The organism is Streptomyces sp. NPDC003327, from assembly GCF_053589515.1.
This window is the reverse complement of sequence record NZ_JBSFSA010000016.1, coordinates 56723-77875: the sequence shown is the minus strand read 5'-3', so window position 1 is coordinate 77875 and position 21153 is coordinate 56723. Positions and strand designations below refer to the sequence as shown.

The window sequence follows — 21153 nt, the reverse complement described above, 5'->3', positions numbered from 1 at the left end:
GCGGTGGGCGTCAATCAGCCCGTCACGACGGTCACTTCACCGATGCCGAGGGCGCGCACCGGCTCCTCGATCCGCGCGGCGTCGCCCACCAGGACGGTGACGAGCCGGTCGACCGGGAAGGCCCGGACGACGGCGGCCGTGGCCTCGACCGTGCCGGTCTCGGCCAGCCGCGCGTACAACTGCGCCTGGTAGTCGTCCGGGAGGTGCTGCTCGACCTGGTCGGCGAGCGTCCCGGCGACGGAGGCGGCCGTCTCGTACTTGAGGGGCGCGACCCCCACCAGGTTCTGCACGGCGGTCTCGCGCTCCTCGTCGGTGAGCCCCTCGGCCGCCAGGGTGCGCAGCACCTTCCACAGGTCCTCGAGGGCCGGTCCGGTGTTGGGGGTGTCGACGGAGCCGCTGATGGCGAGCATCGAGGCGCCGTTGCCCTCGCCGTCCGAGCGGAGCACCTGGCCGAAGGCCCGCACGCCGTACGTGTAGCCCTTCTCCTCGCGCAGGACCCGGTCGAGGCGGGAGGTGAGCGTGCCGCCGAGGCAGTACGTGCCGAGGACCTGCGCCGGCCAGACGCCGTCGTGGCGGTCCGGACCGATCCGGCCGATGAGCAACTGGGTCTGGACGGCGCCGGGCCGGTCCACGATGACGACCCGTCCGGTGTCGTCGGCGGTGATCGGCGGCATCCGGCGCGGCTCGGCCGGCTCCCCCGCCCAGGCGCCGAGGGTCTCGGCGAGGACCTTGTCGAGGTCGACCCCGGTCAGGTCGCCGACAACCACGGCCGTGGCCGTGGCGGGCCGGACGTACGCCTCGTAGAAGGCACGGACGGCGGCGGCGTCGATCGCGGCGACGGTCTCCTCGGTGCCCTGACGCGGCCGGGACATCCGGGAGTCGGCCGGGAAGAGCTCCTTGGAGAGCTGCTTGGCGGCGCGGCGGGACGGGTTGGCCGTCTCGTGCGGGATCTCGTCCAGGCGGTTGCCCACCAGGCGCTCGATCTCGGTCTCAAGGAACGCCGGCGCGATCAGGGCCTCGGAGAGCAGGCCGAGCGCCTTGGGCAGCCGGGAGACGGGGACCTCGAGGGAGACCCGTACGCCCGGGTGGTCGGCGTGCGCGTCGAGGGTGGCGCCGCAGCGCTCCAGCTCGGCCGCGAACTCCTCGGCGCTGCGCTGGTCGGTGCCCTCGGAGAGCGCGCGGGCCATGATCGTGGCGACGCCGTCGAGGCCGTCGGGCTCGGCGTCCAGGGGGGCGTCGAGGAAGATCTCGACGGCCACGACCTGCTGGCCGGGGCGGTGGCTGCGGAGCACCGTCAGGCCGTTGGCGAGGGTGCCGCGCTCGGGAGCCGGGAAGGCCCACGGCCTCGCGGTGCCCGGCCGGGGCTGCGGGTGGAAGTCCATGCTGGTCAAAGACACGGCAGCGTCGGTCACTGGTCCGCTCCCTCTTCCTCGTCGCTGTCGCTCTGCTCCGCGGTCACCGGCTCGTAGACCAGCACCGCGCGGTTGTCGGGCCGGAGCCTGGCCGCGGCGACGGCCCGCACCTCCTCGGCGGTGACGTCGAGGACGCGGTCGACGGCGGTGAGGGCGAGCTGCGGGTCGCCGAACAGCACGGCGAACCGGCACAGTTCGTCGGCGCGGCCCGCGACCGTGCCGAGCCGGTCGAGCCACTCGCGCTCCAGCTGGGCCTGGGCGCGCTCCATCTCCTCCGGCGTGGGCCCCTCGGCGGCGAAGCGGGCCAGCTCCTCGTCGACGGCCTCCTCGATGCGGGGCACCTCGACGCCGCCGGAGGTCTTGACGTCCAGCCAGCCGAGCGAGGGCGCGCCCGCGAGCCGCAGCAGGCCGAAGCCGGCGGCGACGGCCGTGCGGTCGCGGCGGACCAGGCGGTTGTGCAGGCGGGAGGACTCCCCGCCGCCCAGGACCGTCAGGGCGAGGTCGGCGGCGTCGCACTCGCGGGTGCCGTCGTGGGGCAGCCGGTAGGCCGCCATCAGCGCGCGGGCCGGCACCTCCTCCTCGACGACCTCGCGGAGCTGCTCGCCGATCGTCTCGGGCAGCGAGCCGTCGCGCGGCTCCGGCTTGCCGTCGTGGCCGGGGATGGAGCCGAAGTACTTCTCCACCCAGGCGAGCGTCTGCTGCGGGTCGATGTCGCCGACGACGGACAGGACCGCGTTGTTCGGCGCGTAGTAGGTGCGGAAGAAGTTCCGCGCGTCCTCCAGCGTCGCCGCGTCCAGGTCCGCCATGGAGCCGATCGGCGTGTGGTGGTACGGGTGGCCCTCCGGGTACGCGAGGGCGGTCAGCTTCTCGAACGCCGTGCCGTACGGCACGTTGTCGTACCGCTGGCGGCGCTCGTTCTTGACGACGTCCCGCTGGTTCTCCATCGACTCGTCGTCGAGGGCGGCGAGCAGGGAGCCCATGCGGTCGGCCTCCAGCCAGAGCGCGAGCTCCAGCTGGTGGGCGGGCATGGTCTCGAAGTAGTTGGTGCGCTCGAAGCTCGTCGTGCCGTTGAGCGAGCCTCCCGCGCCCTGCACGAGCTCGAAGTGGCCGTTGCCGTGGACCTGCTTCGAGCCCTGGAACATCAGGTGCTCGAAGAGGTGGGCGAGGCCGGTGCGGCCCGCCACCTCGTGGCGCGAGCCGACGTCGTACCAGAGGCAGACCGCGGCGACCGGGGTCAGGTGGTCCTCGGAGAGCACCACGCGCAGGCCGTTCGCCAGCCGGTGCTCGGTCGCTGTCAGGCCGCCGGAGCCGGCCTCGGCCGTGGCCGTGTGACCCATGGGCATGTACGTCCCTTCGATCGCGATGTGGAAAAGTCCTGCCACTGTATGCAAGCGCGCCGACACCTGGCGAAGTTCCCGGCCCCGTCACATGTCCCTCTTCCGGGTCGCGGTCGGCGCTGTCGGTGGCACGGTCCACAATGGTCCGCGTCAGATCAACCTTGTTGGTGAAGGAGCCGCAGCCGCGATGGCCCGCCGCAGCACGAAGACACCGCCGCCGGACGACGCGTACGAGGAGAGGATCCTCGACATCGACGTCGTCGACGAGATGCAGGGCTCCTTCCTCGAGTACGCGTACTCGGTGATCTACTCGCGCGCTCTGCCCGACGCCCGCGACGGCATGAAGCCCGTCCAGCGGCGCATCGTCTACCAGATGAACGAGATGGGCCTCCGTCCGGACCGCGGGTTCGTGAAGTGCGCCCGGGTCGTCGGCGAGGTGATGGGCAAGCTCCACCCGCACGGCGACGCGTCGATCTACGACGCCATGGTCCGCATGGCGCAGCCCTTCTCCATGCGGGTCCCGCTCGTCGACGGCCACGGCAACTTCGGCTCCCTCGGCAACGACGACCCGCCGGCCGCCATGCGGTACACCGAGTCGCGGATGGCCCCGGCCGCGCTCCTGATGACCGAGTCCATCGACGAGGACACGGTCGACTTCGCGCCGAACTACGACGGCCAGGAGCAGGAGCCGGTCGCGCTCCCCGCCGCGTACCCGAACCTGCTGGTGAACGGCGCGTCCGGCATCGCCGTCGGCATGGCGACGAACATGCCGCCGCACAACCTCGGCGAGGTGATCGCCGCGGCCCGGCACCTGATCCGCCACCCCAACGCCGACCTCGAGTCGCTGATGCGCTTCGTGCCCGGCCCCGACCTGCCGACCGGCGGCCGGATCGTCGGCCTGTCCGGCATCAAGGACGCGTACGAGTCCGGCCGCGGCACCTTCAAGATCCGCGCCACGGCCACCGTCGAGAACGTCACGGCGCGCCGCAAGGGCATCGTCGTGACCGAACTGCCCTTCACGGTCGGGCCCGAGAAGGTCATCTCCAAGATCAAGGACCTGGTCGGCTCCAAGAAGCTCCAGGGCATCGCCGACGTCAAGGACCTCACGGACCGCGCCCACGGCCTGCGCCTGGTCATCGAGATCAAGAACGGCTTCGTGCCCGAGGCCGTCCTGGAGCAGCTCTACAAGCTGACGCCGATGGAGGAGTCCTTCGGCATCAACAACGTCGCGCTGGTCGACGGACAGCCGCTGACCCTCGGCCTCAAGGAGCTCCTGGAGGTCTACCTCGACCACCGCTTCGAGGTGGTCCGGCGCCGCTCCGAGTTCCGCCGGACCAAGAAGCGCGACCGGCTCCACCTGGTGGAGGGCCTCCTCGTCGCGCTCCTCGACATCGACGAGGTCATCCGGCTGATCCGGCAGAGCGAGAACTCCGCGCAGGCCAAGGAGCGCCTGATGGAGCGCTTCTCGCTGAGCGAGGTCCAGACGCAGTACATCCTGGACACCCCGCTCCGCCGCCTCACCAAGTTCGACCGCCTGGAGCTGGAGACCGAGCGCGACCGGCTCAACGGCGAGATCGACGAGCTGACCGGGATCCTCGACTCCGACGCCGAACTGCGCAAGCTCGTCTCCGGGGAACTGGCGGCCGTCGCCAAGAAGTTCGCCACGGACCGCCGCACGGTCCTCCTGGAGTCGGCGGGCGCCCCCGTCGCCGCCGTGTCCCTGGAGGTCGCCGACGACCCGTGCCGGGTGCTGCTCTCCTCGACCGGCCTCCTGGCCCGCACGGTGACCGAGGAGGTGCCCGCGGCCGAGGACGGCAAGCGCGCCAAGCACGACGTGATCGTCTCGGCGGTCGCCGCGACCCAGCGCGGGGACGTCGGCGTGGTGACCTCGGCCGGCCGGCTGCTGCGCCTCGCGGTGATCGACCTGCCCCAGCTGCCCGACACGGCGCACGCGCCGAACCTCGCGGGCGGCGCGCCCCTGACCGAGTTCGTGTCCCTGGAGGCGGACGAGACCGTCGTCTGCCTGACCACCCTCGAAGAGGCCTCGCAGGGCCTCGCCCTCGGCACCCTCCAGGGCGTCGTCAAGCGGGTGGTGCCGGACTATCCGGCCAACAAGGAGGAGCTGGAGGTCATCACCCTCAAGGAGGGCGACCGGATCGTGGGGGCGACCGAGCTGCGGACGGGCGAGGAGGACCTGGTCTTCATCACCTCCGACGCCCAGCTGCTGCGCTACCCCGCCTCCCAGGTGCGGCCGCAGGGCCGTCCGGCCGGCGGCATGGCGGGCGTCAAGCTGGCCGCGGGCGCCGAGGTGCTCTCGTTCACGGCGGTGGATCCGGCGGCGGACGCCGTGGTCTTCACCGTCGCCGGATCCACGGGCACGCTGGACGCCTCCGCCGGTACGTCGGCCAAGCTGACGCCGTTCGACCAGTACCCGCGCAAGGGCCGCGCCACGGGCGGTGTCCGCTGCCAGCGCTTCCTGAAGGGCGAGGGCGTCCTGATCCTGGCGTGGGCGGGCGCGACCCCGGCCCGTGCCGCGCAGAAGAACGGCACCCCGGTGGAGCTGCCCGAGGCGGACCCCCGCCGGGACGGCTCGGGCACGCCGCTGCCGAAGGCGGTCGACGTGGTGGCCGGTCCGGTGGCCTGACCCCGCCGCGCACCCACGGCGCGAGACCCCCGGAGGGACGGCCCTCCGGGGGTCTCGCGCCGTTCCGTCGGCGCCCGTGTCGTGCCGTCCGCGCTTCCGCCGGCTCGGTCAGGGGGGCGGCCGGGTCGTTTCGGGAGGCAGCCGGGGCGTTCAGGAGGCGGCCGGGTCGATCAGGAGCCTGCGGGGTCGTCGTCCTCGTCGGGGCCCAAGGCCTCGGTCTCGTCCCGCTCCCGCACGTACCGCAGGAGGCCCCACATGGCGGCCTCCTCGGGCACGTCGTCCGGGCCGTTCTGCTCGCAGGCGGCGAGGGCCTTGCGCAGGGCCGCCGCGTCCACCCCGGACCCGATGAGGACCAGCTGCGTCAGCCGCTCCTCGCCGGCGGGCCACGGCTCCGGATAGAACCGCAGGAAGCGGCCCACGGCATGGACGGCGTACCGGTGGTCCGGGTCCCCGGCGCCGAGGTCCACGAAGCCCTTGATCCGGTACAGGCCCTCCGGGCGCGAGTCCAGGAACGCCATCAGCCGACGCGGGTGCAGCGGCGTGGACGTGGCCAGGGAGACGGTCTCGTAGGCCGCGTGGGGGTGGGCGTGCTCCTCGTCGTCGGAGCCGTACAGCACGTCCTCGATCGACATCTGGCCCTCGATCTCACCCTCGGGCACCACCCGGTCGAAGAGCAGTTCGGGGTCGACCCGTCCATGGGCGGCCTCGACGACGGCGGCGCGCCCCGCGAGGCCGGTCACCGCGGCCCGTACCTCCCTCAGCCCGGCCTCCGCCACCCGGTCGGCCTTGTTGACGACCACCAGGTCGGCGAGGGCCAGGTGCCGGTCGGTCTCGGGGTGCCGCCGCCGGGTCGACGCGAACTCCACGGCGTCGACGACCTGGACGAGGCCGCCGTACACGATCCGCTCGTTCTCGCTGGCGAGCACCATGCGGACGAGTTCCTGCGGCTCGGCGAGTCCGCTCGCCTCGATCACGATCACGTCCAGGCGCGCCTCGGGCCGGGTGAGGACCTCCAGGTACTCGTCCAGCTCGCTCGCGTCGACGGCGCAGCACAGGCAACCGTTGCCGAGGGAGACGGTGGAGCCGACCTGGCCGGCCACCGTCATGGCGTCGATGCCGATGTCACCGAAGTCGTTGACCATGACCCCGATCCGGGTGCCCCGCGCGCTGCGCAGCAGGTGGTTGAGCAGTGTGGTCTTCCCGGCCCCGAGAAACCCGGCCAGGACGACGACGGGGATCTGGTGGGTGGTCAAGGAACGTTCCTCCGGTCTCTCGCCGCTGTTCGCGGGGCCGCGCGCCCCGGAAGGGCCCAGGATAGGCGGGCCCCCGCACGGCCCGGGCCGCCGACGCCCGGCACCCGGCGCCCGACCCCCGGCACCCGGCACCCGGCCCCCGGCGCCCCGCGACCGGCGCCCGTGACATTTCCGGTCCCGGCTCGGCGCCCCGTACCTTTTCCCGCATGAGCCCCGCACAGCCCAGCCCCGAGCGGCCCCCCGCGCGCCGTCGGCGGTTCGGGTGGCCCCGGCGGGTGTTCTCGCAGGTCCTGCTGATGCAGCTGGCCGTGGCGACCGGTGTGACCGTCCTGGCCACCGGTCTCTTCCTCGCGCCGCTGAGCGCCCAGCTCGACGACCAGGCCATGCGGCGGGCCCTGGCCATCGCCGAGTCCACCGCCTCTCCCCGGCTCGCCGCCGACCTGGCCGGCAGCCCTCCCTCGGCCCGCGGCCCGGTCCAGGCGGAGGCGGAACGGGTCCGGGTCACCACGGGCGCCGAGTACGTCGTGGTCATGGACAGCCGCGGAGTGCGCTGGTCGCACCCGGACCCCGCCCGGATCGGCCTGCCCGTCTCGACCGACCCCAGCGGCGCCCTCGCCGGACGCGAGGTGATGGAGATCGACAACGGCACGCTCGGCCGCTCGGCGCGCGGAAAGGCCCCGCTGCGCGACGCCGGCGGCCGGATCGTGGGGGCCGTGTCGGTCGGCATCGAGTACGACAGCGTGCGCGCCCGGCTCCTCGCGGCGATCCCGGGGCTCCTCGCCTACGCGGGCGGGGCGCTCGCGGTGGGCGCGCTGGCCGCCTATCTGATCTCCCGGCGCATCCAGCGGCGGACCCACGACCTGGCCTTCTCCGACATCTCCGCGCTGCTCGCCGAGCGCGAGGCGATGCTGCACGGCATCCGCGAGGGCGTCGTGGCCCTCGACCGGAACGGCGGCGTCCGGCTGCTGAACGACGAGGCTCAGCGGCTCCTCGGCGTCGGCCCGGAGGCGGCGGGGCGGCCGCTCGACGAGGTCCTCGGCCCCGGCCGTACGACCGACGTCCTCGCCGGCCGCGTGACCGGCGAGGACCTGGTCACCGTCCGCGGAAACCGGGTGCTGGTCGCCAACCGGATGCCCACGGACGACGGTGGCGCCGTCGCGACCCTCCGCGACCGCACCGAGCTGGAGCGGCTCGGGCGCGAGCTGGACTCCACGCACGGTCTCATCGACGCCCTCCGGGCCCAGGACCACGAGCACGCCAACCGGCTGCACACGCTCCTCGGCCTGCTGGAACTGGAGATGCACGACGAGGCCGTCGAGTTCGTCACCGAGGTCGTCGGCGTCCACCGCGCCACCGCCGAGCAGGTCACGGAGAAGGTCCACGACCCGCTCCTCGCGGCGCTCCTCGTCGGCAAGGCGACCGTCGCCGCCGAGCGCGGGGTCGCGCTGCGGATCGCGCCCGACTCCCTCCTCCCGGACCGGCTCGTCGACCCGCGCGAGCTGGTCACCGTCGTCGGCAACCTCGTCGACAACGCGCTGGACGCGGCCGGCGGCACCTCCGGCGCCCGGGTCGAGGTGGCCCTGCGGGCCCGGAGCCGTACGGTCGTCCTCTCCGTCGCGGACAGCGGCCCCGGTGTGCCGGAGGAGCGGCGGGAGCTGATCTTCACCGAGGGCTGGACGACGAAGGAGCTGCCGTCGCACGGCCGGCGCGGGCTCGGTCTCGCCCTGGTCCGGCGGCTCGCCGAGCGCCGGGGCGGCAGCGCCAGGGTGACGGCGGGACCGGACGGCGGCGCCGTGTTCACGGTCGTCCTGCCCGACGCGCTGTCCGACCCGGAGGCCTCCCCGGTCGACCCGGAACCGTCCGCGGCCGACCCGGAACCGTCCGCGGCCGTGTCGGGGCCCCGGACCGGCCCCGTGGGGTCCGTCGGGGAGGCGGCGCCGTGATCGACGTGCTCGTGGTGGACGACGACGTGCGCGTCGCCGGGATCAACGCCGCCTACGTCGCCAAGATCCCCGGTTTCCGGGTGGCGGCCACCGCCCACTCGACGGCCGAGGCGCTGGCGGCCCTCGACGCGGTGCCGGTGGACCTGGTCCTCCTGGACCACTACCTGCCGGACGAGAACGGACTCGCGGCGGTACGGGAACTCCGGCGGCGCGGTCACCCGTGCGACGTGATCATGGTGACGGCGGCGCGGGACGTGGCGACGGTGCAGGCGGCGATGCGGCACGGGGCGCTGCAGTACCTGGTGAAGCCGTTCACCTTCGCGGGGCTGCGCGCCAAGCTGGAGGCGTACGCGACGCTGCGCCGGGCCCTCGAACGCGGGGGCGAGGCGGAGCAAACCGAGGTGGACCGGATCTTCGGGACCCTGTCGGCCGGGACGGTCGCCGCCGACCTCCCCAAGGGGCACTCCCCGACGACGGCCGAGCTGGTCCGGCAGGTGCTGCTCGCGGCCGGCGGCCCGCTCTCCGCGCAGGAGATCGCGGAGCGGGCGGGCGTCAGCCGCCAGACCGCCCAGCGCTACCTGAAGCTCCTCGAACGGACCGGACGGGTGCGCCTCTCCCTGCGGTACGGCGAGACCGGCCGCCCCGAGCACCGGTACGCGTGGGTCACCTCGCCCTGACCCGTGCGGTGCCACCGGTCCCCGGCACCCGTCAGGCGGCCCCCGCCCCCGTCAGCGCCCGCACCTCGGTCTCGGCGTGCCGGGCCTCGTCGGGCGGCTCGGGCGAGGTGACCGTGCCGAGCCAGCCGGCGAGGAAGCCGAGCGGGATCGAGACGACACCGGGGTTCTGCAACGGGAAGACGTGGAAGTCCACGCCGGGGAACATCGCCTCCGGGCTCCCGGAGACGACCGGTGAGAACAGGACGAGCAGCACCGCCGGGACGAGGCCGCCGTAGACCGACCAGACGGCGCCCCGGGTCGTGAACCGCCGCCAGAAGAGCGAGTAGAGCAGCACCGGCAGGTTGGCGGAGGCCGCGACCGCGAAGGCGAGCCCCACCAGGAAGGCCACGTTGAGGTCGCGGGCGAGCAGCCCCAGGCCGATGGCCGCGGCCCCGATCCCGGCGGCGGCGACCCGGGCCACGGTGACCTCGCTGTACTGCTTGGTGTGGCGGCGGCGCAGCGTGCTGTAGAGGTCGTGGGCGACGGACGCCGAGGAGGCGAGCGTGATCCCGGCGACGACGGCCAGGATCGTCGCGAAGGCCACGGCGGCGACGATCGCGAAGAGGACGGTGCCGCCGGTGGAGCCCGCTCCCCCGCCGAGGTCGAGGGCGAGCAGCGGTACGGCGGTGTTCCCGGAGCCGTGGGAGGCGCGGACCGCGTCCGGCCCGATGATCGCGGCGGCGCCGAAGCCGAGCACGATGGTCATCAGGTAGAAGCTGCCGATGAGCCCGATGGACCAGACGACCGAGCGGCGGGCGGCCCTGGCGGTGGGCACGGTGTAGAAGCGCGAGAGGATGTGCGGCAGTCCCGCCGTGCCCAGGACCAGGGCGAGACCGAGGCTGATGAAGTCGAGGCGGGCGGTCAGGTCGCCTCCGTACCGCAGTCCGGGGGCGAGGAAGTCCGTGCCGTGGCCGCTGCGGTCGGCGGCGGTCGTGAGCAGGCTGTTCACGTCGCCGTGGAAGCGCAGCAGGACGAGCACGGTGAGCGCGACCGTTCCCGCCATGAGGAGGACGGCCTTGACGATCTGGATCCAGGTGGTGGCCCGCATGCCGCCGAGCGACACGTAGATCACCATCAGCGCGCCGACCCCGATGACGGTCCAGGAGCGGGCCGCCTCGCTGGTGCCGCCGAGGAGCAGCGCCACCAGGCTGCCCGCGCCGACCATCTGGGCCACCAGGTAGAGGACCGAGACGACGACGGAGGAGCTTCCGGCGGCGATCCGGACCGGACGCTCGGCCATGCGGGCGGCGATGACGTCGGCGAGGGTGAAGCGGCCGCAGTTGCGGACGAGTTCGGCGACGAGGAGGAGGACGACCAGCCAGGCCACCAGGAAGCCGACGGAGTAGAGCATGCCGTCGTAGCCGAAGAGGGCGATCAGGCCGGAGATGCCGAGGAAGGAGGCCGCGGACATGTAGTCGCCGGCGATGGCGAAACCGTTCTCCAGAGGGGAGAAGAGCCGTCCCCCGGCGTAGAACTCCTCCGCGGAACCGTGCCGGTTGCGGCTGACCCAGGTGGTGATGCCCAGGGTGACGGCGATGAAGACGCTGAACAGGACGAGCGCGAGGGTCTGGTGGCTGCCGGTCATCGCGCGGCCACCCCCCGGGTCATCTCCTGGGTGTCCCAGCGCAGTTCGAGCGCGGCCCGGTCGCGGCGCAGCCGGGCGTGCCGGGCGTAGGCCCAGGTCAGCAGGAAGGTGGTGAGGAACTGGCCGAGTCCGGCGAGCATCGCCACGTTCACGGCGCCCACGACGGGCCTGGCCATGAGGCCGGGCGCGGCGGTGGCCGCGACGACGTAGGCGAGGTACCAGAGGAGGAAGGCGAGGGCCGCGGGGAACACGAACCGGCGGTAGCGGCGCCGCACCTCCTGGAAGGCGGGGCTCCGCTGGACCTCCAGATAGATCTCGGCGGCGCCCGGGGCCGGGCGCGCCCCCGCGTGGGCCTCGTGCCAGGGGTCCTCGAACCGCGTCGCCGCGGCCTCGCGCCCCTCCTGCTTGTCCAGCTGCTCCACGGACCAACTCTCCTTGTCAGCGAACCGTTTCGGCCGCGTGCCAAGGATGGACAGAGCGGGAACTTCCCGGACTCTTCTCCCCCTGCATTTCACCTGATCAGGTGATGCGACGGGCGATCTCGCTGACCGGACCGTGCCGATATGCGTACCGGTGGGCGTGCCGATGCGCGTACCGCACGGACCGGCCGGTGCGGGCCGGTCCGTGCGGTCGGGAGGAGCCGTACGGGAGGGTGGCTCAGGCGTCGATGCGCGAGCGGTCGAGGGTCGCCGCCGAGCTGGTGATGAACTCCTTGCGGGGAGCGACGTCATTGCCCATGAGCAGGTCGAAGACCTGCTCGGCGGAGTCCAGGTCGCCGATGTTGATCCGGCGCAGGGTGCGGTGGCGGGGGTCCATGGTGGTCTCCGCCAGCTGGTCGGCGTCCATCTCGCCGAGGCCCTTGTAGCGCTGGATGGAGTCCTTGTAGCGGATCCCCTTGCGCTGGAACTCCAGCAGCGTCTGCCGCAGCTCGTTGTCCGAGTACGTGTAGACGTACTTGTCCTGGCCCCGCTTCGGCTGGACCAGCTCGATGCGGTGCAGCGGCGGTACGGCCGCGAAGACCCGCCCCGCCTCGACCATGGGCCGCATGTACCGCTGGAAGAGCGTGAGCAGCAGCGTGCGGATGTGGGAGCCGTCGACGTCGGCGTCGGTCATCATGATGACCTTGCCGTAGCGGGCGGCGTCGATGTCGAAGGTGCGGCCCGAGCCCGCCCCTATGACCTGGATGATCGCCCCGCACTCGGCGTTCTTGAGCATGTCCGAGACGGACGACTTCTGGACGTTGAGGATCTTGCCGCGGATCGGCAGCAGGGCCTGGAACTCGCTGTTCCGGGCGAGCTTCGCCGTACCGAGGGCGGAGTCCCCCTCGACGATGAAGAGCTCGCTGCGCTCGACGTCGTCGCTGCGGCAGTCGGCGAGCTTCGCCGGCAGCGTCGAGGACTCCAGCGCGGTCTTCCGGCGCTGCGCCTCCTTGTGCTGGCGGGCCGCGATCCGGGTCCTGGCGGCGGCCACGGCCTTCTCCAGGACGGCGCGGGCCTGCGCCTTGGCGTCCCGCTTGGTGGAGGTCAGGAAGGCCTTGAGCTCCTTGGCGACCACGTTGGCCACGATCCGGCGGGCCGCGGAGGTGCCGAGGACCTCCTTGGTCTGCCCCTCGAACTGCGGCTCGGCGAGGCGGACCGTCACGACGGCCGTGAGCCCTTCGAGGGCGTCGTCCTTGACGATGTCGTCCTCGGCGACGCGGAGCAGCTTGGCGGAGCGCAGCACCTCGTTGACCGTCTTGGTGACGGCCTGCTCGAAGCCGGAGACGTGGGTGCCGCCCTTGGGGGTGGCGATGATGTTGACGAAGGACTTCAGCGTGGTGTCGTAGCCGGTTCCCCAGCGCAGGGCCACGTCCACGCCGAGCTCGCGGGTGACCTCGGTGGGGGTCATGTGGCCGCGGTCGTCGAGGACCGGGACGGTCTCCTTGAAGGTGCCCTGGCCGGTGAGGCGCAGCACGTCGCAGACGGCCTTGTCCTGCGCGAGGAACTCGCAGAACTCGCTGATGCCCCCGTCGAAGCGGAAGGTCTCCTCGCTCTTGCCGACCCCGTCGAGGTCGCGCTCGTCGCGGACGACGAGCGTGAGGCCGGGCACGAGGAAGGCCGTCTGCCGGGCGCGCTGGTGCAGCGTGTCCAGGGAGAGCTTGGCGTCCTTCAGGAAGATCTGGCGGTCGGCCCAGTAGCGGATGCGCGTGCCGGTGCGGGTCTTGGGCACCCGCTTTGTCTTGCGCAGGCCGTTGCCCGGGTCGAAGGGGCTCTCGGCGCCCTGCTCCGTGAAGATGCCGGGGACGCCGCGGCGGAAGCTGATGGCGTGGGTGGAGCTGCTGCGGTCGACCTCGACGTCGAGGCGGGCCGAGAGCGCGTTGACCACGGAGGCGCCGACGCCGTGCAGGCCGCCGGAGGCCGCGTACGAGCCGCCGCCGAACTTTCCGCCGGCGTGCAGCTTGGTCATGACGACCTCGACGCCGGAGAGGCCGGTCTTGGGCTCGACGTCGACCGGGATGCCGCGGCCGTTGTCGCGGACCTCGACGGACCCGTCGTCGTGGAGGATCACCTCGATGTGGTCGCAGTAGCCGCCGAGGGCCTCGTCGACGGAGTTGTCGATGATCTCCCAGAGGCAGTGCATGAGGCCGCGGCTGTCGGTGGACCCGATGTACATGCCGGGGCGCTTGCGAACCGCTTCGAGCCCTTCCAGTACGAGCAGGTGCCGCGCGGTGTAGTTGGAACCGTCACGGTCTGCGGTCAGCAGCGCACTGGACGGCACGGACGTTTCGGCGGTCACGCGGTTCGCTCCTCGCTGAATTTGAAATCTTGCCCGGTGGGGTACGACCCGGCGTCGGTCACGGCTCAGAGGGTACCGATGCCTGGTAGAGCCGCTGTCACGCCACCCTCCCCGTTTCCTCATGCTAGTCCACGGTCGCATGGGTGTTCGATCCCTCGAAGGGGTGACGCGAACATCACGTTCCCTTCCGGGCATGAACCATTTAGGCTCCGGGCACGTCCTCTTGAACAACCGGCAACCACGCCGGGAGGACGAACCACACCAGCAATGCGAAATCCGTAGAGCGACGCAATACGGCTCATTCGCCGCCAACCGGCAGCAGACAGCCACCTCGGAAAAGTTTCGAGGAAAAGCCAGGAGCGGGAACGTTTTCGGCCTGGTTGGATGTTGACCCTGGTACGACAGCTCGTCGAGCTAGAGAAGAGGCGACGTGACTACTGTTCTGACCCCCGCGAGCCCCCTGACGGCCGCTGACCGCTGCGACCGCTGCGGCGCCCAGGCATACCTGCGTGTCGTCCTGACCAGCGGTGGTGACTTGCTCTTCTGCGCCCACCACGGACGCAAGTTCGAGCCGGAACTCAAGAAGATCGCCGTTGAGATACAGGATGAGACGGACCGGCTCACCGACGTGCCGGCCCGCACGGTGGGCGACGAGCACTGACGCCACTCATCCACGACGAGCTCAGGGCCGGTCGCTGACCGGACGGCGGGCGGCCACCCCCGCGTACAAGGGGGGGTGGCCGCCCGTTCTCGTACCTCCTCGGGCCCGGCCCGAGAGCAGGCACCCTGGCGGACGGCAGCGGTCAGAAGCGCTCCGGCAGCACCGTGGCGACCCGGGTGTAGACCCCGGGGTTCTCCGCCTGCCCGCAGCCGCTCCCCCACGACACGAGCCCGACGAGGCGCCCCTGGGCGACCAGCGGCCCGCCGCTGTCCCCCTGGCAGGCATCCCTGCCCCCGCGCGGATCGCCCGCGCACAGCATCGTCTCGCTCTCGTACGCGACGCCGAAGCCACCCCCCGGGTACGCCCGTCGGCACGAGGCGTCCGGCAGCACCTGCACGGGCGCCGTCCGCAGCGTGGACGCGTACGATCCGTTGCCGGTCGTGTCGCCCCAGCCGTACACGTGCGCCTCCGTGCCGGGCTCGAGCGCCGGATCGCCGGTCCGGGCCACCGCGAGCACGTACGACCGCGGCAGCGCCTCGGCGAGGGTCAGCACGGCGAGGTCCCCCGCGTTGGCCGACGGGTCGTAGTCGGGGTTCACCCAGGTCTCGGCGATGCGCACCTCCTGGCCGCCCTCGCCCCGCAGCGCCGCCCGACCGGCGATGACCACGAAGTCACGCACTTCCCAGGGCTCGCCCCCCAGCACGTCACGCCCCAGGCAGTGGGCCGCGGTGAGCACCTTGGTGGGAGCCACCACCACGCCCCCGCAGAACTGGCCCGCCCGGGTACCCCCGAACCGGTCACGGCTGGACAGCGCCACCACCCATGGCGCGTCCGCGATCCGGGCGGGACGGCCGCCCACCACGACGCTGTCTGCGGCGGCGGGGGCGGCCGTGACCACCGGCCCCGCCGCCGCCGTGATCAAACCCAGGGCGCCCGTCAACGCTCGGGCGAGGGAACCACGCATGGAGCCTCCTGACTCTCCGGTGATGTCGGTTCACCCAGCGTCCTGCACCCGGTCCCCGTGTGCACCCGCGTACGGCCGAAGGGCCCGGTCCCCGCGTGGGGGAACCGGGCCCTTCGGCCGTACCGCTCTGTGCCTCGAACGATCAGTCGAGGTAGTCGCGCAGGACCTGCGAGCGCGACGGGTGACGGAGCTTCGACATCGTCTTCGACTCGATCTGGCGGATCCGCTCGCGCGTGACGCCGTAGACCTTGCCGATCTCGTCCAGCGTCTTCGGCTGGCCGTCGGTGAGACCGAAGCGCATCGAGACGACGCCCGCCTCACGCTCGGAGAGGGTGTCGAGCACGGAGTGCAGCTGCTCCTGGAGGAGCGTGAAGCTGACCGCGTCGGCCGGGACGACCGCCTCGGAGTCCTCGATCAGGTCACCGAACTCGCTGTCACCGTCCTCACCCAGCGGGGTGTGGAGGGAGATCGGCTCGCGGCCGTACTTCTGGACCTCGATGACCTTCTCCGGGGTCATGTCGAGTTCCTTGGCCAGCTCCTCCGGGGTGGGCTCACGGCCCAGGTCCTGGAGCATCTGGCGCTGGACGCGCGCGAGCTTGTTGATGACCTCGACCATGTGCACCGGGATGCGGATGGTGCGCGCCTGGTCGGCCATCGCGCGGGTGATCGCCTGACGGATCCACCAGGTGGCGTACGTGGAGAACTTGTAGCCCTTGGTGTAGTCGAACTTCTCGACGGCGCGAATCAGACCCAGGTTGCCCTCCTGGATCAGGTCAAGGAAGAGCATGCCGCGGCCGGTGTAGCGCTTGGCCAGCGAGACCACGAGCCGGAGGTTGGCCTCGAGCAGGTGGTTCTTGGCCCGGCGGCCGTCCTCGGCGATGATCTCCAGCTCGCGCTTGAGCTTCGGGGCGAGCTTGTCGGAGTTCGCGAGCTTGTCCTCGGCGAACAGACCGGCCTCGATGCGCTTGGCGAGCTCGACCTCCTGCTCGGCGTTGAGCAGCGGGACCTTGCCGATCTGCTTGAGGTAGTCCTTCACCGGGTCGGCGGTGGCACCGGCGACGGCGACCTGCTGGGCGGGAGCGTCGTCCTCGTCCTCGTCGGACAGCACGAAGCCCTTGTTCTCGCCCTCGGTCTCCTCCTCCTCGCCCTTGCCGGGCGCGACGACGTCCTCGAGGAGCTCCTCGCCCTCGATCAGCTCGTCGGCGTCCTTCTTCGACGCGGACTTCTTCGCCACCGCCTTCTTGGCGACGGCCTTCTTGGCCACCGCCTTCTTGGCGACGGTCTTCTTCGCGGCCGCCTTCTTGGCGGTCGCTCCGGCCTCGTCGGCCGGGTCAGCGCTCTCGGCGGCCGGAGCCGCCGCGGTGGCCGCGACGCTGCTCTTCGTCACGGTCGTCCTGGCGGTGACGGTCTTGGTGGCGGTGCGCTTGGCCGGGCTCTTGGCGGCGACGCTCTTGCGGGCGCGCTTCGGCGACTCCGCTGCACTGACCATCAGCGTCACACCCTCTTCCTCGAGGATCTGATTGAGGCTGCGCAGAACATTCTTCCACTGGGTTGGCGGAATCTGGTCAGCCTCGAAGGCCCGACGCACGTCATCGCCGGCGATCTGCCCATCAGCCTTTCCCCGCTCGATGAGCGCCATCACAGACTCGGACTCGGCGATCTCCGGCGGGAGCGTACGGGATGTGCTGGCCGACACGAACAACCTCTCGGAACGATGGAAACGGCTTCCGGCCCCGCCCTGGATCGGGCCGGAGCCGACGACCGTCGACGGGGAATGTGCCGACGGCGCGGGCTGGACCGGGGAACTGCACAGCGCCTCCGTCGGCTGCTGTATTCCTTCCTCGGCTGTCACCTCTTAGGTCATCGCACGGCTCGGAGGAGTGTTACGCCCAATCTTCGTGGCCCGAGTCACACCACATTCACGACGAAACGGTCGAAGCGTCGGATAACCCCACGTTCCGTACCGCCGGCACCCTGGCTCCCCCCGGGGACCCCTGCCGGGGCCCCCGGACCGCGCTCGGATCCGGCGGCACGCGATGCGTGCGCCTTCGCGCTGCCGACCACGGCCCCCGGGTCAGTGTTCGCGGGGGGCGGGGACGACGCGCTCCACTTCGGGGTGGACCGTGAGCAGCTGCCGCATGGCCGTCTCGGCGCCGTGGGCGTCGCCGGCCGCGAGGGCGTCGACGATCCGGCCGTGGTGCGCGAGGCAGGCCTCGCCCGGACGGTCACAGGCGGTGACGGGACCGCCGGAGACCTGGAGCGCCGCGGCGACGATGCCGGAGAGGTGCTCCAGCATGCGGTTCCCGGCGAGCTGGATGAGCAGGGAGTGGAACTCGGTGTCGGCGCGGGCGAAGGTGATGCCGTCCCCCTGCGCGTACGCGTGCCCCATGATCTCGACCATGTCGGCGAGGCGCTGCTGGACGTCCTCCCGGCCGTGCCCGGCGGCGAGCCGGGCGGCCAGCGGCTCGATGGTCCAGCGCAGCTCGTTCAGCTCGCGGCGCTGGTCGTCGCGCTGGGGGCCGAAGGCGCGCCATTCGATGATGTCGGGGTCGAGCAGGTTCCAGTCGCTGACGGGCCTGACCCGGGTGCCGACGTTCGGGCGGGCGCTGACCAGCCCCTTGGCCTCGAGGACGCGCAGGGACTCGCGGACGACGGTGCGCGACACCTCGAAGCGCTGGCCGATCTCCTCGGGGACGAGCGGGCGGTCCGCACCCAGGTCGCCGGAGACGATCATCTGGCCGAGCTGCTGGACGAGCTGACCGTGCAGCCCCCGTCCGCGACTGCCCGTGGCGCGGCGGCCGACGCGGCCCAGCTCGGTGTCCACCCCCTCCCAGGAGGGCGGACCCACACGGTCGGCGCCGGGCGCCTCCGGATAGGAGTAGCGGTCGAGATCGCCCGGGGCGCCGAGGGAGGGGTCGACGGAGCGGGCGGCGGTCATCATGGTGTGCGCAAGGGTACTCACGCATCCTTTGTCGGCGTGGTCTCCGTGGCCCTTGAGGTCTTTGGTGAAAAGCACACGAAAGGGTGATCGGCACCCCGTGCGCAATTGACGATTAATCGGACATATCCGGCATTCCCCAAGGCAGTTACCGGTGAACCGGAGTCTTTCGGTCCGTAACCGATCACCAACGGGCCTTACGGCGAAGGCCCGTGAACACATAGGCGCAGAGCAACCCCGTCAACATCAGCGAGAGCGCCACCCCCGCGGGCTGCCCGAGGACGCGCAGGGCGCCCAGGAGCCACCGGTCCACCGCCGGGGACCACTGCGCACCCGCGAACTCCCGCAGCCGGGCCGGAAGTCCGGCGACCGAGCGGACCGAGGGGCCGGTGAGCACCTGCTGCAGCAGCGGCACGAACGCGACCGGGACCGCCAGCACGGCCGCCACTCCGGCCGCCGCCGCCCGGAAGACACCGGCACCGAGCACGCCCGCCCAGGCGCAGCCGACGACCAGCCCCAGCCAACTCGCGGACATCGAAGCCCACTTCGCGGGTACAGGGATCAACTCGGCGCCGTAGAGGAGCCTCAGGGCCCCCAGGTCGGCGGCGACGGCGAGGACGCCCAGCAGGAGGGCGGCCACCGCCGCGACCGCCAGCTTCGCGACCAGCAGGCCCAGCCGCCGGGGCACGGTGCCCCTCCCCGAGGTGAGGGCGGGATAGCGGTACTCCTCCCCGAAGGAGAAGGCGCCGAGCAGTCCCGCGCCGAGCGCGGCGGGCGGCAGCGGGGAGAGCGCGGGCCAGCCGGCCAGGACGGTGGGCAGCGGGGTGCCGCCTCCCCGGGCGAGGAGCAGGGCCGTCGTCACCGAGGCGAGGAGGACGCCCGCGACGGCCAGGGGTGTGGACGGTACGCCGAGGAGGCGGCGGAGCTCGTAGCGGAGCGGCCGCAGCGGTGACCGGGCCGGACGGCGGCTCCGGCCGGCGGACGGGTCTCCGCTCCCGCTCGGGGCCGCCGCCCGCGCGGGGGCGCCGGCCCCGGGGGCCCCGTCCTCGGGGCCGGCCGGCCCGGGTGCGGGGGCGGGAGCGGGACCGGTCTCCTCGGTCAGCCGGTGGATCAGGACGCCGTGCCGGAACGCGGTCTCCCCCACTTCGGCGCAGTCGCTGCCGTAGACGGAGAGCCGCCCGCCGTCCTCGGCGACCACCTCGACCGGGCGGCGGGCCGCCCTGGCCTCCTGGGTCACGGCCGCGGCGAGCCGGGCGGCGTGGGGGGTGCGGACGGCGACCCGGGGGCGCATCCGGGTACGGGCGAACGCGGCGGCGTCCTCGTCACCGGCCAGCCTGCCGCGGTCGAGACTGACGACCCGGTCGGCGTTCCTGGCCGCGTCCCTGGGGTCCGCCGTGGTGTAGAGCACCGTGCCGCCCGCGTTCGCGTGGGCGCGCAGCATCCCGTACAGCCAGGCGCTGTCGGAGGGCGAGAGTCCCGCCGTCGGCTCGTCCAGGAGCAGGGTGTGGGGGTGGCCCAACAGGGCCGAGGCGAGCCCCAGTCGACGGTCGGCGCCGAGCGGCAGGGTGCCGATGCGCCGTCCGCCGAGGCCCTCCAGGCCGACGGTCCGCAGCAGTTCGTCCGCGCGGGCGAGGGGAACGCCCGCCGCCGCGCAGAGCATCCGCAGCTGGCTCCGGAGCGTCCGGGACGGGTGGCCGGGGACGTCGCCGAGGAGAACGCCCACCTCTCGGGGCGGGTGGGCGATGCGGTGCAGCGGGCGTCCCCGGAAGTAGGTGATCCCCCGGCCCGGTTCGAGTTCCAGCATGAGCCGGAGCGTGGTGGTCCTGCCGGAGCCCGGCGGGCCGAGGAGGGCGGTCACGGCGCCCGGCCGCGCCTCGAAGGTGAGGTCGTCCACGGCGTGCGGGCGATCGCGGCGGGGGGTGCTGGTCAGTCCGATTGCCTGGAGCATCGCTTCTCTCGCGGTCGATGACACCGCTCCGCGGCAGGGCGGCGCTACCGCAGCAAGATAACGCTACATTTCGGACTTTCGGCGCAGGGCTGACGCCCTGGGGCGCCGGGTGTCCGGCCGGCTCAGACCTCGGGGCGCAGCATCGGCGGGTTGAGCAGGGTGGCCCCACCGGCCCGGAAGAGCTGGGCGGGGCGGCCGCCCTGGCGCGTGGTGGTGCCGCCGGCCGGGACCAGGAAGCCCGGTGTGCCCGTCACCTTCCGGTGGAAGTTGCGCGGGTCCAGGGACACGCCCCACACGGCCTCGTACACCCTGCGCAGCTCGCCGACCGTGAACTCCGGCGGGCAGAAGGCCGTGGCGAGGGAGGAGTACTCGATCTTGGAGCGGGCCCGCTCCACTCCGTCGGCGAGGATCCGGGCGTGGTCGAAGGCGAGCGCGCCCTCCCCCTCGCCCTCGGCGCCCTGGCCGAGCACCTCGTCGACCGGCGCCCAGCGGGCGCTGTTGGCGTCCCCGCCGGCCCTCGGCGCGGGCAGGTCGGGGGCGAGCGCCAGGTGCGCGACGCTGACCACCCGCATGCGCGGATCGCGGTCGGGGGCGCCGTACGTCGCGAGCTGCTCCAGGTGCGCACCGTTGTCCGGAACGGGCCGCGGCGCGGCCGGGTCGTGGGCGCACAGCCCCGTCTCCTCCACCAGCTCGCGCGCGGCGGCGGCGCCGAGATCCTCGTCCGCGCGGACGAAGCCCCCGGGCAGGGCCCAGTTCCCCTGGAAGGGCGGCTCCCCCCGTCGTACGACGAGGGTGCAGAGCGCGTGGCGCCGCACGGTGAGCACGACCAGATCGACGGTGACGGCGAAAGGCGGATAGGCCGACGGGTCGTAGGGAGACATGCCGCGATCATAGTCGTCTTCCTGACGATAAACACGCCCCGTGACGATCTCCGCGGAGACTTCCCCGCCCCTCAGCGCCGCTTCCCTCGTCTCTGC

Annotated in this window: 15 protein-coding genes; 4 read left to right on the top strand and 11 right to left on the bottom strand. The window is 72.6% G+C overall.

The window, feature by feature from the left end; translation table 11 throughout:
- Window positions 1-14: 14 nt before the first annotated feature.
- Complete coding sequence (locus ACWDVG_RS16130; RefSeq protein WP_451699805.1) at window positions 15-1412, bottom strand: M16 family metallopeptidase; 1398 nt, start codon at window positions 1410-1412, stop codon at window positions 15-17.
- Complete coding sequence (locus ACWDVG_RS16125) at window positions 1409-2755, bottom strand: M16 family metallopeptidase (RefSeq protein ID WP_451699804.1); 1347 nt, start codon at window positions 2753-2755, stop codon at window positions 1409-1411. The genes ACWDVG_RS16130 and ACWDVG_RS16125 overlap by 4 nt, the downstream gene beginning before the upstream one ends.
- Window positions 2756-2936: 181 nt before the next feature.
- Here ACWDVG_RS16125 and ACWDVG_RS16120 point away from each other — a divergent pair, with 181 nt between their 5' ends.
- On the top strand, window positions 2937-5393 hold the full coding sequence (locus ACWDVG_RS16120) for a DNA gyrase/topoisomerase IV subunit A (protein WP_451699803.1): 2457 nt from the start codon (window positions 2937-2939) through the stop codon (window positions 5391-5393).
- A gap of 170 nt (window positions 5394-5563) precedes the next feature.
- On the opposite strand, the gene ACWDVG_RS16115 is transcribed toward ACWDVG_RS16120, so the two are convergent.
- Window positions 5564-6646, bottom strand: a complete 1083-nt coding sequence (locus tag ACWDVG_RS16115) for a CobW family GTP-binding protein (protein ID WP_451699801.1) — start codon at window positions 6644-6646, stop codon at window positions 5564-5566.
- Window positions 6647-6852: 206 nt separating this feature from the next.
- Between ACWDVG_RS16115 and ACWDVG_RS16110 the strand changes: the two genes are divergently transcribed.
- Together ACWDVG_RS16110 and ACWDVG_RS16105 are read left to right on the top strand one after the other, a co-directional pair.
- On the top strand, window positions 6853-8589 hold the full coding sequence (locus tag ACWDVG_RS16110; protein ID WP_451699800.1) for a sensor histidine kinase: 1737 nt from the start codon (window positions 6853-6855) through the stop codon (window positions 8587-8589).
- Window positions 8586-9266, top strand: coding sequence for a DUF7342 family protein (locus ACWDVG_RS16105; RefSeq protein ID WP_451699799.1), 681 nt, complete (start codon window positions 8586-8588; stop codon window positions 9264-9266). Before ACWDVG_RS16110 ends, ACWDVG_RS16105 begins: the two co-directional genes overlap by 4 nt.
- Window positions 9267-9297: 31 nt before the next feature.
- Here ACWDVG_RS16105 and ACWDVG_RS16100 read toward each other — a convergent pair whose 3' ends face one another.
- From ACWDVG_RS16100 to ACWDVG_RS16090, 3 genes are all read right to left on the bottom strand, one after another.
- Window positions 9298-10890, bottom strand: coding sequence for a solute symporter family protein (locus ACWDVG_RS16100; protein ID WP_451699798.1), 1593 nt, complete (start codon window positions 10888-10890; stop codon window positions 9298-9300).
- Entirely contained in the window at window positions 10887-11312 is a 426-nt protein-coding gene (locus tag ACWDVG_RS16095; protein ID WP_451699797.1) for a DUF485 domain-containing protein, read from the bottom strand. Before ACWDVG_RS16095 ends, ACWDVG_RS16100 begins: the two co-directional genes overlap by 4 nt.
- A 235-nt stretch (window positions 11313-11547) precedes the next feature.
- On the bottom strand, window positions 11548-13665 hold the full coding sequence (locus tag ACWDVG_RS16090) for a DNA gyrase/topoisomerase IV subunit B (protein ID WP_451699796.1): 2118 nt from the start codon (window positions 13663-13665) through the stop codon (window positions 11548-11550).
- 430 nt (window positions 13666-14095) lie between these two features.
- On the opposite strand from ACWDVG_RS16090, the gene ACWDVG_RS16085 reads away from it, so the two are divergent.
- Window positions 14096-14326 (top strand): DUF7455 domain-containing protein, encoded by a 231-nt coding sequence (locus ACWDVG_RS16085; RefSeq protein ID WP_030211728.1) that lies wholly within the window; start codon window positions 14096-14098, stop codon window positions 14324-14326.
- A 142-nt stretch (window positions 14327-14468) separates the two neighbouring features.
- Here ACWDVG_RS16085 and ACWDVG_RS16080 read toward each other — a convergent pair whose 3' ends face one another.
- From ACWDVG_RS16080 to ACWDVG_RS16060, 5 genes are all read right to left on the bottom strand, one after another.
- Complete coding sequence (locus ACWDVG_RS16080) at window positions 14469-15290, bottom strand: S1 family serine peptidase (protein ID WP_451699795.1); 822 nt, start codon at window positions 15288-15290, stop codon at window positions 14469-14471.
- 142 nt (window positions 15291-15432) lie between these two features.
- Complete coding sequence (locus tag ACWDVG_RS16075; RefSeq protein ID WP_451699828.1) at window positions 15433-16986, bottom strand: RNA polymerase sigma factor; 1554 nt, start codon at window positions 16984-16986, stop codon at window positions 15433-15435.
- 378 nt (window positions 16987-17364) lie between these two features.
- Entirely contained in the window at window positions 17365-18252 is an 888-nt protein-coding gene (locus tag ACWDVG_RS16070) for a FadR/GntR family transcriptional regulator (protein ID WP_451699794.1), read from the bottom strand.
- A 160-nt stretch (window positions 18253-18412) separates the two neighbouring features.
- Entirely contained in the window at window positions 18413-20176 is a 1764-nt protein-coding gene (locus ACWDVG_RS16065) for an ATP-binding cassette domain-containing protein (protein WP_451699793.1), read from the bottom strand.
- Between the two features lie 122 nt (window positions 20177-20298).
- A complete protein-coding gene (locus ACWDVG_RS16060) occupies window positions 20299-21057 on the bottom strand; it encodes an NUDIX hydrolase (protein ID WP_451699791.1) in 759 nt (252 codons plus the stop codon).
- Window positions 21058-21153 lie beyond the last annotated feature (96 nt).